At 52.9% G+C, this 12,285-nt stretch carries 14 protein-coding genes; 5 read left to right on the top strand and 9 right to left on the bottom strand.

Features of this window, described 5'->3' with window-relative positions:
* Positions 1–217 precede the first annotated feature (217 nt).
* Both CMUST_RS04945 and CMUST_RS04940 read left to right on the top strand, forming a co-directional pair.
* Positions 218–1,786 (top strand): dolichyl-phosphate-mannose--protein mannosyltransferase, encoded by a 1,569-nt coding sequence (locus CMUST_RS04945; protein WP_047261579.1) that lies wholly within the window; start codon positions 218–220, stop codon positions 1,784–1,786.
* 146 nt (positions 1,787–1,932) lie between these two features.
* Positions 1,933–3,123 carry an HNH endonuclease gene (locus CMUST_RS04940; RefSeq protein ID WP_047261578.1) on the top strand — a complete coding sequence of 397 codons (1,191 nt, stop codon included), beginning with the start codon at positions 1,933–1,935 and terminating at the stop codon, positions 3,121–3,123.
* A 47-nt stretch (positions 3,124–3,170) separates the two neighbouring features.
* Here CMUST_RS04940 and CMUST_RS04935 read toward each other — a convergent pair whose 3' ends face one another.
* From CMUST_RS04935 to CMUST_RS04910, 6 genes are all read right to left on the bottom strand, one after another.
* Positions 3,171–3,833: a zf-HC2 domain-containing protein gene (locus CMUST_RS04935; protein WP_047261577.1), complete on the bottom strand. Its 663-nt coding sequence runs from the start codon at positions 3,831–3,833 to the stop codon at positions 3,171–3,173.
* Positions 3,820–4,236 (bottom strand): DoxX family protein, encoded by a 417-nt coding sequence (locus CMUST_RS04930; RefSeq protein WP_047261576.1) that lies wholly within the window; start codon positions 4,234–4,236, stop codon positions 3,820–3,822. Before CMUST_RS04930 ends, CMUST_RS04935 begins: the two co-directional genes overlap by 14 nt.
* A 4-nt stretch (positions 4,237–4,240) precedes the next feature.
* A complete protein-coding gene (sepX, locus tag CMUST_RS04925) occupies positions 4,241–5,170 on the bottom strand; it encodes a divisome protein SepX/GlpR (protein WP_047261575.1) in 930 nt (309 codons plus the stop codon).
* A gap of 66 nt (positions 5,171–5,236) precedes the next feature.
* On the bottom strand, positions 5,237–5,875 hold the full coding sequence (locus CMUST_RS04920) for a GNAT family N-acetyltransferase (protein WP_047261574.1): 639 nt from the start codon (positions 5,873–5,875) through the stop codon (positions 5,237–5,239).
* A 7-nt stretch (positions 5,876–5,882) separates the two neighbouring features.
* A complete protein-coding gene (gene glp / locus CMUST_RS04915) occupies positions 5,883–7,145 on the bottom strand; it encodes a molybdotransferase-like divisome protein Glp (RefSeq protein ID WP_047261573.1) in 1,263 nt (420 codons plus the stop codon).
* Positions 7,146–7,225: 80 nt separating this feature from the next.
* Complete coding sequence (locus CMUST_RS04910; protein WP_047261572.1) at positions 7,226–8,149, bottom strand: UTP--glucose-1-phosphate uridylyltransferase; 924 nt, start codon at positions 8,147–8,149, stop codon at positions 7,226–7,228.
* 129 nt (positions 8,150–8,278) lie between these two features.
* Between CMUST_RS04910 and CMUST_RS04905 the strand changes: the two genes are divergently transcribed.
* The 3 genes from CMUST_RS04905 to mscL all read left to right on the top strand — a co-directional run bounded on the left by CMUST_RS04905 (position 8,279) and on the right by mscL (position 10,026).
* Positions 8,279–8,869: a 5-formyltetrahydrofolate cyclo-ligase gene (locus CMUST_RS04905; protein WP_052844538.1), complete on the top strand. Its 591-nt coding sequence runs from the start codon at positions 8,279–8,281 to the stop codon at positions 8,867–8,869.
* Between the two features lie 12 nt (positions 8,870–8,881).
* Positions 8,882–9,535 carry an SAF domain-containing protein gene (locus CMUST_RS04900; protein WP_047261571.1) on the top strand — a complete coding sequence of 218 codons (654 nt, stop codon included), beginning with the start codon at positions 8,882–8,884 and terminating at the stop codon, positions 9,533–9,535.
* Between the two features lie 83 nt (positions 9,536–9,618).
* Complete coding sequence (mscL, locus tag CMUST_RS04895; RefSeq protein WP_047261570.1) at positions 9,619–10,026, top strand: large conductance mechanosensitive channel protein MscL; 408 nt, start codon at positions 9,619–9,621, stop codon at positions 10,024–10,026.
* Between the two features lie 44 nt (positions 10,027–10,070).
* Here mscL and CMUST_RS04890 read toward each other — a convergent pair whose 3' ends face one another.
* Genes CMUST_RS04890 through CMUST_RS04880 form a run of 3 tightly spaced genes read right to left on the bottom strand, consistent with a single transcriptional unit; the run spans position 10,071 to position 12,229 of the window.
* Positions 10,071–10,286: a hypothetical protein gene (locus CMUST_RS04890; RefSeq protein WP_047261569.1), complete on the bottom strand. Its 216-nt coding sequence runs from the start codon at positions 10,284–10,286 to the stop codon at positions 10,071–10,073.
* A 3-nt stretch (positions 10,287–10,289) separates the two neighbouring features.
* Positions 10,290–10,904: a MogA/MoaB family molybdenum cofactor biosynthesis protein gene (locus CMUST_RS04885; protein ID WP_047261568.1), complete on the bottom strand. Its 615-nt coding sequence runs from the start codon at positions 10,902–10,904 to the stop codon at positions 10,290–10,292.
* 44 nt (positions 10,905–10,948) lie between these two features.
* Positions 10,949–12,229, bottom strand: a complete 1,281-nt coding sequence (locus CMUST_RS04880; protein ID WP_083987418.1) for a S1C family serine protease — start codon at positions 12,227–12,229, stop codon at positions 10,949–10,951.
* Positions 12,230–12,285: the final 56 nt, after the last annotated feature.

The following is a 12,285-nucleotide window of genomic DNA, read 5'->3' as shown; positions in this document are numbered from 1 at the left end:
TCCACCGTGCGTGAGAAGCCAGCAAAATTCAACAGGAAAAACCTATTGAAACCTTAATGTCAGCCACAATCGACACCAATAGCACGACCGACATAACACATAACCGGCAGGTCATAGGCGCAAAATACAGAAAATGAGAAAACTGAATTACAAACAGGTAACAATTATTAGAGTAATCACTCTGGAGAAACGACAAAGACGACTCACTCCCCCTACAATGGCACAAGTGACACATTCCACCACATACACCGGGACATTCACCAAACCTACGGTTCCCACCACCCCCAAAACCCTCAGGTGGACCAAACACGATACACACGCCTTCACCCTCATAGGCTTATGGGCGCTTGTTACCCGCTTCGCCTGGCTCAACTCCGCAACCGCCCAAGGCACCCCCATATTCGACGAAAAACATTACGTCCCCCAAGCCTGGGACATGGTACAAAGCTGGATCAATCCTCTAATAGGTGGAATAGAATCCAACCCCGGCTACGGCCTCGTCGTACACCCACCACTAGCCAAACAAATAGAAGCAATCGGCGAGCTAGTATTCGGATATACTCCGCTCGGCTGGCGATTCATGGCCGCACTCTTTGGTTCCGCCACGATCCTGCTCATTATGGGGGTGGCCCGGCAAATCACCGGCTCCACCACGGTGGCAACCTTTGCTGGCTTATTAGGGCTTTTCGACGGCGTCCTGCTCATCGCATCTCGCTACGGAATGCTGGATATTTTCCAAACATTCTTCATAGTTGCTGCGGCCTACTGCCTTATTAGGGACTTCAATCAACTTCACCACCGACTCCACGCCGCATGGGTAGCCGGTCGCCTCGGCACCAGCGCGTATGGACCTCGTTTCGGCTTCCGCTGGTGGCGCTTCGCCGCCGGGATAAACCTAGGTTTAGCATTATCCGTCAAGTGGTCAGGGCTCTACTACATGGCGTTCTTTGGTGTAATGAGTGTGCTTTTCGACGTCTACCTGCGCCGCAAATACAAAATCCACCGCCCTATTAGGGGAATGCTCGTCCGCGATGCGGCCGCAGCTTTCGCATCAATCGTTTTAGTTCCTATTGCCGTGTATGCCTGGAGCTGGCGCGCATGGTTTAGCTCCGAAACTGCGGTATATCGCCACGCCGCAACGGATGGCACTATCACTGCTGATTCGTGGTTAAACAAGCTGCCCGACACTTTGGCAAGCTGGCTTTACTATCATCAATCCGTATTAGAATTCCATGCCTCGCTCACCACATCAGCAGGCCACGTTCACCCGTGGGATTCTAAACCTTGGACTTGGCTAGTAGCAGGCCGCCCTATCCTCTATTTCTCCGCCACCGACATCGAATGCTACGCCGGAACTTGTCGACGCATGATCTATCTCTTTGGTACCCCAGCAATCTGGTGGCTTACCGTTCCGGTTCTCGTCTGGACCACCTGGCAGGTCATTGCCACCAAAAATATTCGGATGTCGATTCCCCTAATAGCGTTTGCCGCTGGTTTTCTTCCGTGGTTGATCGGGTATGACCGTCAAATGTATTTCTTCTACGCTACCCCGCTGGTTCCGTTCACGATCATTATGATCGCCTACGTACTAGGAACCTTGCTCGGACGTGGCCGACTGATTCACCCTCGACTCCTGCCCGCCCCAATCCACACAGGTTCTGTGGCTGTAACCACCTATCTTGGTCTCGTTTTGGCGATGTTTGTGTATTTCTCCCCGATTCTTTACGGCTACCCCGTCCCGGATTCCGTTTATGAATCTCTTATGTGGCTGCCGAGTTGGCGCTAACCCCATCTAATATAGGACTCACCGAAACACCCGGTTGGTTCCAAAAAACGGAAAAATCGAACACAGTCTTTGAACTGTAAAAATTTCCGATTAAACTTCCCAGCAACACTTGAAAACACCAGTTCATGGGGCATAGCGTTGAAGCTATGACCACCACTCCGATTCTCGATAAGCTCGCAGCCATGGCGCCACTCGCCGCCGCAATGCTGCGAGAAATCAAATCGGCGGGTCTTGATAAAACCGAACTAGCCGCAAAATTAGACATCACAATCACTGAGGCCAGTCTGAGGATTGCCGTCGCGAAAGTTTTTGATGAGGACGAACTCCGACTCGCAGAAGAGCTCAAGCTCAGTTTCGCCAAACTCCACACGATCTCCTCCACCACGAAGCGGCTATCCAATCCGGATGTCGATCCTCGAAACTACCGTGAAACCCTCATGCACGACGCCTGTGGGAAAACCTGCGCCGAGCTCAAACAGCAAATCAATGCCGAAATAAAACAGCTTAACGACGGACACTGCCGACCACGTAAATCATGGCTGCGGTACAGCTCCATTGCAGATGATGACGGTATGAAATACCTCATCGCAAAAATACCAACCGAGACCGCCACTCGACTTCAAGAATCCCTCACACCGCAAGCGCGGCGGTTGGTCGTCGAAAAGCAAGCCGTAGACGAAGCGGAAGGACACGCCAAAGCCCTCATCGAACGCGCCCTCGGACACTACGACATCACCACGCTAGAAGAACTCGGCCCCGGCGAAAACCCCGACAACCCACGCGACCTAAGACAACGACCGTGTTACCTCATTCCGCTGTTCGGCATCCAAGAAAACATCGACGGCACAATCACCGACAGCAATGGAAGCATCGTAAACATCCACGAACGTGTATCAGAAACCCTCAACGAATACGGCTTCGCGGTCGCCATCTACCGGGATAAAAACGGTCATCCCAGGCCTCAAAAAGTATTCGAAGTCAAACGCCTCGCCGACGCCGACGACCGCCTTATCAGCGTAGTCAGCCACCTCGTTTGCCAAAACCCGCACTGCACAATCCCAGCGGTCCGTTGCAACATCCACCACATCACCGCGTACTCACGAGGCGGAGAAACCACAAACGACAACCTATGCCCACTATGCCGTTACCACAACCTACGCAATGATGACGACCCTGATCACATTCAACACGGCAGAGTAGTCACTGATCCAAAGACTGGAACAGTATGGTTTCGACACCCTGATGGCACCATAGCCCGCAATAGACACCCAGCAAACCACCGTAATGCTCTGACATACGCGCAAGAGATATTCGAAATCTGCGACTGCAGCACCTAACTAACCCCATGCCCTAATAAGCCGATGCCATGCCAGGTACCGGCTTATTAGGGCATGGGTGATGCGCTCAAAAGCAAAACATTAGAACGCACGGAAGCCCAACCGCGTACCGCAATCCACGACCAGGAGAGCGAAATTACAGAAACAAGTAGCAACCCCAACCCTATTAGGGACTCACTCATGATCGCACCAACCACCACGTCACGAATCCCGAAACCGAGACTAAACATCCACAATGCCCCGTATAAAGGTAAAATCCCACCAACAACACGGGTCTGCCAAGCTGCAAACAATAGTCCAAAACCCAGCGCACAACGCATCGCGGCGGTCTCCACCACCAGCTCCGCAAACATAGGATCCGAATCGGAAACTCCGGAAACGCCTAATAGAAAGACAGCCCACAACACCCATAACACCCCAACAATTGCATTTGCTAACCGCGACAACGCAACGCTTAAAGCCCGAGTACTGGCGGAGCTGCGCCACGTAGGCTCCACCCCAGCGATGATTTCTTCCGCTAGGTCCGGGGCTGGAACATGAGAAGAAACATCGAACGACAACCTTCGATTGAAAATAGCTGCTTTCTCTAAAAAACTTTGACAGTCGCTGCATGCTTGTAGGTGCGCGTCTATGATGTCATCATCAATTGTCGGGTGTTCTCCATCTAAACGAGCCGAAACAGCAGCTTGTATTTGTTCACAATTGATCATTACGTTGCAGTATAGCGTCGACGCTGGCTCGACCTGAACCAAAGACAACGATCATAAATAGCCCGCTTACTAAAACCAGCACATATTCGAAACCACCAGAAGTGACGAAAAACCCGGAATCTAGGTGCACAAAATACAACGCAGCCAGCATCATTAGGGCAAGCGCCCCTGCGACTAAAGTCGTGAGGAAACCAACAACAATGAAAGCACCACCAACTATTTCCCCAACGGCAGAAAGGTACGCGGACAACTTCGGCTGCGGTATCCCCAATGCGCTGAATTGGCCGGTGGTTTCCACCATCCCATCGATCATGAATTTTTTGCAGCCATGTGCCACAAAAACAACCCCTAATACTGTACGGAAAATAAGCAACGTGGCATCGCGAACAACAGGTTTATCCATGTATTTAGCTCACCCGAAGGTTTTCGTATCCGCTGTTATATTCGTCGTCAGTGAGGTAGTGCTTGGCATCAATGACGTCAAGATGCACAAAGTCTGGCGATTCGTCATCAATTTCCAGCACGACGGCGCCCGGTCGCCGAAGCCGTTGCGGAATCCCTAATTCATGATCAGAAGCGTTGCGCACCCCAAGCCGAGAGCGGCGTAGCTGTTGGATTCGTCGGTGTCGCAGCTGCTCTTCGGCTTTCACTTGAGACCGTAGAGCAATGAGATACAAAGTTGTGATCGCTACTGCTATCGCTGGGGCAATCCACACTAGATTCCCTAATACGAGGGCAGCGATCGTCGTCACGACGACAATAACACCTAAAGTTATGACGGTTCGTTGGCGCCGTTGGTACCGGTCATTGGCGTAGCTACGGTCGGCTTCGGGGTCGTATCCGCCTCGCCCTTTTCGCGCAGCTGCATATTGGAGTTCTTCGTCGGTGAGTTCTTCGTCGTCAGTTTCCGGGCTGAATGTTTCGTATTCTCCAGTTTCTTCTAGTGGGGTGAGGGTGTCGTCCGTTGGGTAGAGGAGGTCTTCTGGGGTGATGTAGGCATCGTCGATGTCGTAGGGCACCGTTTCGTCGATGTCGTCGTCATCGATGAAATAGGCGTCATCTTCGATGTCAGGGATGACGTCAGCTATTTCTGGCTCTGTTTCGTCAATACTGAGAGGTTCATCGATGGTGGCGTCGTAAAGTGTACTGCCGTCGAGCGGACCGGGGCGTGGGCGCTTGCGTACAGTCAGTGCGCTGGTGCCGCCTTCGTGGATGACACGGGTTTCGTCGAATGCTTCGCCTGCTTTGCTTATGGGTTTGTGGCTGCGCAGAATCCACGGTGCGAGCATGAAGATCCATACTGCTGCGATCAGTGCGATTGCTATTGTTCCGGTCACGACTTCCTCCTAATCCAATTAAGGGTATCGACGTTGGGTGGGTGGTGTTGTCTGCCACGCCGTGTATTAGGGGTTAATGTATTCTTCGGCTGTTAAGGCCATGAGGTAGTGGTCTCGCCACTTTCCGTCGATATGAAGGTTTCGGTGCAGGTAGCCTTCCTGGCGGAACCCGATTTTCTCTAATACACGGCGGGACGCGGGGTTGGTGGGTAGGTGGGTTGCGGTTATCCGGTGCACCCCGATGCGTCGAAAAGCGTGGTCAACTCCTAAGTGGCAGGCTGCGGTTGCGATGCCGATTCCGCTTTTCGACGAATGCAGCCAGTATCCTATCCAGCAGTCGGATGCCGTGCCGTGTTGGATTCCCCCAATGGTGACTTGTCCGTAAAAATGGCCGTCGATTTCGATGACGAATGGCACTATCTGCCCGGATCGGGCAGCTTGTTGGATGTTTTTATAAAATTCATTCCAGTGCCGTTGGTCGTGTGCGGTGTGCCAGTCTGTCGCGATGGTGGGTTCGACAGGTTGGAGAATGTGTTGGTCGTGGATTCGTTGCCGTGCCCATTCGGCACCGTCGCTTTTATTAAGGGGTCGGAGCCTTATTAGGTGGTTACCTATGGTGCGGGTGGCCGTATATTCAGGCCAGCCGGGGTGCAGCGGATGCCGAGGGCCGACGGCGGGTTTAGGTGTGGGGAAGAAAATAGGCATGTGCCGGTTATGTTTGGCTGAGGAATATGACTTCTACGATGTCGCCGGGGCGAACTTGGGTGACGTTTTCGGGTATCCGTATGAGGGCGTTGGCGTCGGAAAGTCCGGCGAGCAGATGTGCGGGGGCACCATTGGCTCCGCCGAGACCTTCGACAAGATAGTCCTGTGTTTGGGTATCGCGCATGAGACGGGCACGCACGTACCCTCTGCGGCCGAGTTTGGAGCCTACATGATTAAGGGCCCGTGCCCGAACAGTTCGACGTTGGGTGTTGGGCTTTCCGAGGCTTAGTCGCACCATTGGTCGGATGAACATTTCGAAGATGATAAGCGAAGAAACTGGGTTTGCGGGCAGTAAAAATACCGGAGTTTTTGAATCCCCTAATAAGCCGAAGCCCTGGACCGAACCGGGATGCATTGCGACTCGGGTGGTGTCAATGGTTCCTAATTCGTTGAGGATTTCCCTAATAGGGGCAGAGCCAGTTCCGCCAACGGCACCGGATATTACAATGATCTCACTGCGTAGCATCTGCGCTTCAACAATTTCTCGCAATCTGCGCGGTTCGCCGGTGGCGATCCCCACTCGGTGCACGTCCGCCCCGGCGGCGCGGCCAGCTGCGGCGAGTGCGTACGAGTTGACGTCGAGTATCTGTCCTAATGAGGGTTCTCTGTCGATGTCGACTAGTTCATGTCCAATGGAGATGATGGACATGCGGGGGCGTGGGTAGACGAGGACTTTTGATCTCCCCACCGCAGCTAGCAGGCCAATGTGGGCTGGGCTGAGAATCATTCCGGGGGTTACGGCCACGTCGCCGGGCCGAATGTCGTCGCCTTGTTTGCGTACAAATTCGCCGCTGCGCACCGGTTTGAGTGCGGTCATGCGTTTGCGTCCCCGGTCTGTCCACGCTAGCGGGATTACTGCGTCTGATAGTGCGGGCAGCGGTGCGCCGGTGTGGACGCGGACTGCTTGTTTGGGTTGTAGCCGCATGGGCCGACCGGAGCCGGCGGCGACTTCGCCTACGACGGGGAGGGAGATTTCGGTTGCTCGGGGTGGTTCGGTGGGGTCTTGGCCGAGGCCGCGTTCGCCACCGACGTCGACTGCCCTAATAGCGTAGCCGTCGATTGCAGCTTGGTCGAAGCCAGGTAGTGGGCGTTGCGCTTGCACTTCTTCGGCGCACATCATTCCGAGTGCTTCTGCTATGGCAATACGCACGGGTTCGGGCGTGACTGCAGCTTGGGTTATTAGGGCGAGTTGCTCCTCGACTGAGCGCACTGGTTGGCCTCCCTCGCTGTGTGTGCTTAATGTGTCAAAGGTACCCGGTGTGGGTGCCGGGCACCTTTTTGTTAAGTGTATTATGCCTGATGCTCGTCGAGAATTTCGCGAAGGACTTTCTTCAGCGTGGGCCCGTAGGTGGGGTCGGCAAGACCAAAGTCGACTACTGCTGGGATGTATCCTCCGGGGTTTCCGAGGTCGTGGCGTTTTCCTTCGTGCACAAGGATATGCACTGGGTGACCGGCGTCGATAAGTGATGCAATGGCGTCTGTAAGCTGTAGTTCTCCGCCGGTTCCGGGGGTTATGCGGCGCAGCGCGTCGAAGATTGCACGATCGAGGAGGTAGCGGCCCGTTGCCACGAAAGTTGAGGGGGCTTCGTCGACGGCGGGTTTTTCCACCATTCCCTTTACTCGCTTGACGACGTACTCACCGTCGTAGTTTTCCACATCTTCTATGTCGAACACACCGTAGTTGTACACTTCTTCTTTAGGCACGTTGAAGGCGCACAGTACGGAGCCGCCGAGTGTGGCACGCACTTCGGCCATCTTTTTCACAACGCCCATTGGCAGAACCAGGTCGTCGGGTAGCATGACTGCGACGACGTCTTCGTCGTCGTCAAGCACCGCCTCGGCAAGGCTGACTGCATGGCCGAGCCCGAGTGGTTTGGCTTGTTCCACAGGGACAGGTTTGGGCAGTTCTACCGCCCGGTGCACTTTGGCCAATTGAGTTGTTTTCCCGCGTTCAGCGAGGGTTTTTTCCAAATCCGGACAATCTTCGAAGTGAGCCAAGACCTCTTGTTTGTTGGGCGCGGTGATGATTGCCAATCGAGTAGCTCCCAGTTGGGCTGCTTCTTCTGCGATTAATTCGATACCTGGTGTATCGACAACGGGCAACAGCTCTTTTGGAACTGTTTTAGTGGCTGGGAGAAATCGGGTCCCCATACCAGCAGCAGGAATGATAACCGTACGCACTGCTGTGGAGATATGTGTATTGGCAGAACTCATAGCTACAAGTTTACGCCGCACCAGTGCCTAATACCCGCAACTTGGCAGTTAAGAATGCGTTTTTTATAAAATTAGAACATGGTTTATCCAGATTTTTCGCAAGGATTTATTAGTAAAATTCCTCAAAGAATGAGGTTAGCTGATGTACCCGAGCGAAAGTCGGCGTTACGCTCCCGTATTAGGGAATCCCGGAAGAAAATTACCCCCGAATTAAAGGGGAGACGCGACAGCAAACTTTCCGAGCGGACTGTAGCACTTATTTCCGCCCTCCCCCATTCGCGGGTTGCAGCGTTTGTTCCGATGCCATCAGAACCAGGCGGAGATTTTTTCCTTCCCGCAGTCGCTTGTGCCTGTAAAGAGCTCTGGCTACCTGTCTGTTATCCAAAGGGTCAATTACGGTGGGGCCAGTATACGGGACCGGAATCACTCCGCCCCGGAAAGTTTGGAATTTTAGAACCGATAACCCCAACAGCAGACTCAGCTGCGTTATCAGCATTAGATGCGGTCTTTGTCCCAGCATTAGCAATTGACGAAGCTGGGTTTCGGCTTGGTCAGGGCGCTGGCTACTACGATCGGGCCATGGCGGATTTCTCAGGGCTACTTGTGGCAGTGGTGTACGCCCATGAGGTATTGCCAGTAGGGGAAGTACCGACCCAGCAACATGACATTAAATGTTCTGCGATTATCACAGATGAGGGAACCATTTGGGTCGGTGAGTGAGTCCAATAATGTATGAAGACTTTTTTGACTACTCCAGGCTATCGACGTTCGTTGGCGCTTCGTCGAGTTACGGCTGCAGCTTTGGTCATTGCCGCATTGTGCTTTTCGACGCTTCATTTGGCGCAACAAGAATTACCAGTTGTCATTTATTCCACAACGGTTGCGGCAGGATCGCGACTAACGGAAGCCGATGTCCGGATTGCCCGAATGCCGCGCTCAATGATCCCTGAGAACAGTGTCACAAATCCGGAAGAAATTATTGGGAATGTAACTGTTGTTTCACGCCCGAATGGGTCCATTGTAACCCGTCACGATTTCGTTGAAACGACCCTCATATCCACGAAAGTGACCAACGACACAGAAGCTTTTGGTAATGAGGATTCCAACATAATTCCGATCAAATTAGCGGAACCGACATTGGCGGGTTTACTGCGACCAGGTGACGTGATTTCCATTCTTACAACCGAATCCGATAAGTCTGAACCAGTGATGATAGCTGCAGGTGGCCGGGTAGTTTTTGCGGTAACGGAAGCCAGCGAACTACCCGGAGCGACCCCTGGCACTGTCTTGGTTTCATTGCCCGCAACCGCAGCCCAACACGTAGCTGCCGCAAGTCTATCGCTACCACTAGCAGTAGTTGTTACAGGCGATCGATCGCATGAATAAGGTGTGGTGCCCTCCCCATCTCACATTATTTGGACTAGTCTATAATCCTGCTAACTGTCCGTTTGTTTTTGATTGGAAATATCATGCTTAAGGGATTTAAGGATTTCATCCTCCGTGGCAATGTTGTTGAACTTGCCGTCGCCGTCGTTATCGGTACTGCATTCACCGCAATTGTCACCGCGTTCACTGACAACCTCATCAACCCAATGTTGGCCGCTGTAGGCGGCGCCGATGTTTCTGGTTTGGGCTTCCAGATCATCGCCAGCAACCCCAACACTTTCGTTGACTTCGGTGCGGTAATCACCGCAGCACTGAACTTCCTGATTATCGCAGCTGTAGTGTACTTCATCTTGGTTGCGCCAATGAACAAGCTCAACGAAATGATGGCAGCTCGTAAGCAAGTGGAAACCGAAGAAGAAGAGCCAGCTCCAATCGAGGTTGAACTTCTCACCGAGATCCGCGATCTCCTCAAGCAGCAAAAGACCCTGTAAGAGGTTAGATTTTAAACAAAAACCGGCTTTATTAAGCCGGTTTTTTACATTCCGTAGTGGGGTGGTTGTTGCTCTTTGTAGTAGTCCAGCGAATGTGAAGTCGCATCGGCGTCCACGTCGTCGTCGAAAAGCTCAGAGTCCAAGATGACCATGCGATCGTGATCGATCAGGGATGGCCTGCTATCGCGGTCGGCGGTGCGGTCGTAGTCAACAGCGTCAGAAAGTCTAGTTATACGCCGTCGTTTTTTCTTCTGCGCCATAGATTACGTCATTTCCACCCGGCGTAATTGGTCAAGTAAATGATGCACCAGCGGCGTCATGGTGGCCATGCCGTCGCGAATAGCCTGTCGGGAACCTGCTGAGTTAATCACGACAGTAGAACCGGAGACACCCGAAAGGCCACGTGATACGGCGGCATCCACTGCCCCGCATTGCAGACCCGAGCTACGCAGTGCTTGGGTAATACCTGGCACTAATTGATCAAGAATATCGCGGGTAGCTTCAGGTGTTTTATCCCGTGGCCCTACCCCAGTCCCACCTACGGTGAGCACCAAATCGACCCCGCCGATAACGCCCATTTCTATTGCTTTACGAATCTGAGACCGCTTTGATCGCACTCGCACAACGGCATCAACGACGAACCCGCCCTCAGATAGGAGCTCAGCAACCAATTGGTCTGCATCGGGGCCAGCACCCACAGCGTGGTCTGCCACGAGAACTACCAGGGCCCGCCTGGGCGCCAACCGCTTTCCCTCAGCGCGAGCTTGGTCGGCAGCTTCTTCCGCTCGGAAAAAATCCTCATCGGGTTCACCAATATCCGCCAATTTTTCCGAGGCGTCTACTGCATCAACTTCTGCAAGCACGTCGTGTGGATCCATGAGTACCGTCTTTCTTGAATCAACTATTTGTTTCAATATGAAACTTACTCGGTTGTTAACGTAACCTCTACCATTCTCGAATTATTTCCTTCGGAATCTGTAACTTCCAATGAGATCTTTTCACCAAAATCACTACTACGAACTGCGGCGATTAACGCGTCGGCGCTGTCGATAATTCGACCGTTCATTCCAACCACGATTTCGCCACTGTTCAGTCCTGCCTTATCCCCAGGACCGTTCGGAGACACCTCTACAATCTCGGCACCGTGAATTCGAGGGTTCTGAGATAGCTGAATACCAATCATTGGTTGGGTCGCCTGCCCACGCTCAATCAATTGCTGGGCAACCCGGCGAGCAAAATTCGCAGGAATAGCGAAACCTAAGCCGATCGAACCAGCAGAATCTGGAGTCACTGAATTTGAGGCAATCACCGAATTGATGCCGATAAGCGCTCCTGACATATCAACCAACGGGCCGCCAGAGTTCCCAGGATTAATCGCTGCATCCGTTTGAATTGCGTCGATAAGCGAGGTCTCACCGGAACTGCCGCCCCCTGCACGCACCGGCCGATTGAGTGCGGAGACAATACCAGACGTAACAGTTGAAGAAAGACCTAAAGGCGACCCGATCGCAACTACCTGCTGGCCAACAGCCAGTCCGTCGCTGTCTCCTAAACTAATCGTCGGCAGATCTGCAACCCCCTCAATTTTGATCACAGCAACGTCGGTATTGACATCGCCAGCGATAAACCGCGCGGAATGAGTACTGCCGTCATTCATGGTAACCGTGATCTCTGCAGTCTCCTGTCCTGCAGATTCCACCACATGGTTATTGGTAAGGACATAGCCATCAGGTGAAATAATAGAGCCAGAACCTTCACTGGATTCCGAACGAGTAAGTACTTGGATGGATACGACGGTAGGCAATACCGCTGATGCTACAGCTTGTACCCCTCCGGCGTCTTCTGCATTGCCATTATTACCCACTGGTTGTTTTAAAGTTTCAACTACAGAACTACGGGAATTGCCTACCGACGACTGCTTCGAAACATACACCCCTGTAATAGCGCCGGAACCAATCGCTGCCACCAGCGCCAACGCGATTGCAGGTACAAGCCCAATTGTTCGCTCCTGCGTACTTTTTTCTTCCTCCTGCTTCGGTAACGGCTCAGCAGGTTGCTGCGTGGTATATGGATTGGATATGTGATTGTAGGACTGCTGATATCCACCCGCAGTCTGCTGCTGCGGTTGTGGCTGTGACTGGGTCCATTGCTGTGGAAAACCACGGGTTTCATCATGTCCAAAATTATGAGGTTGTGTGTTCATAGTCAGACAGTATCCCCCTGTTGTATTGAGTCAGACTGGCACCTGGTTGAAGAAAC

This window comes from Corynebacterium mustelae (assembly GCF_001020985.1).
In the GTDB taxonomy this organism is placed as follows: Bacteria; Actinomycetota; Actinomycetes; order Mycobacteriales; family Mycobacteriaceae; genus Corynebacterium; species Corynebacterium mustelae.
Note: the sequence above shows the minus strand (reverse complement) of the source record. Positions and strands in the feature narration are given on the sequence as shown.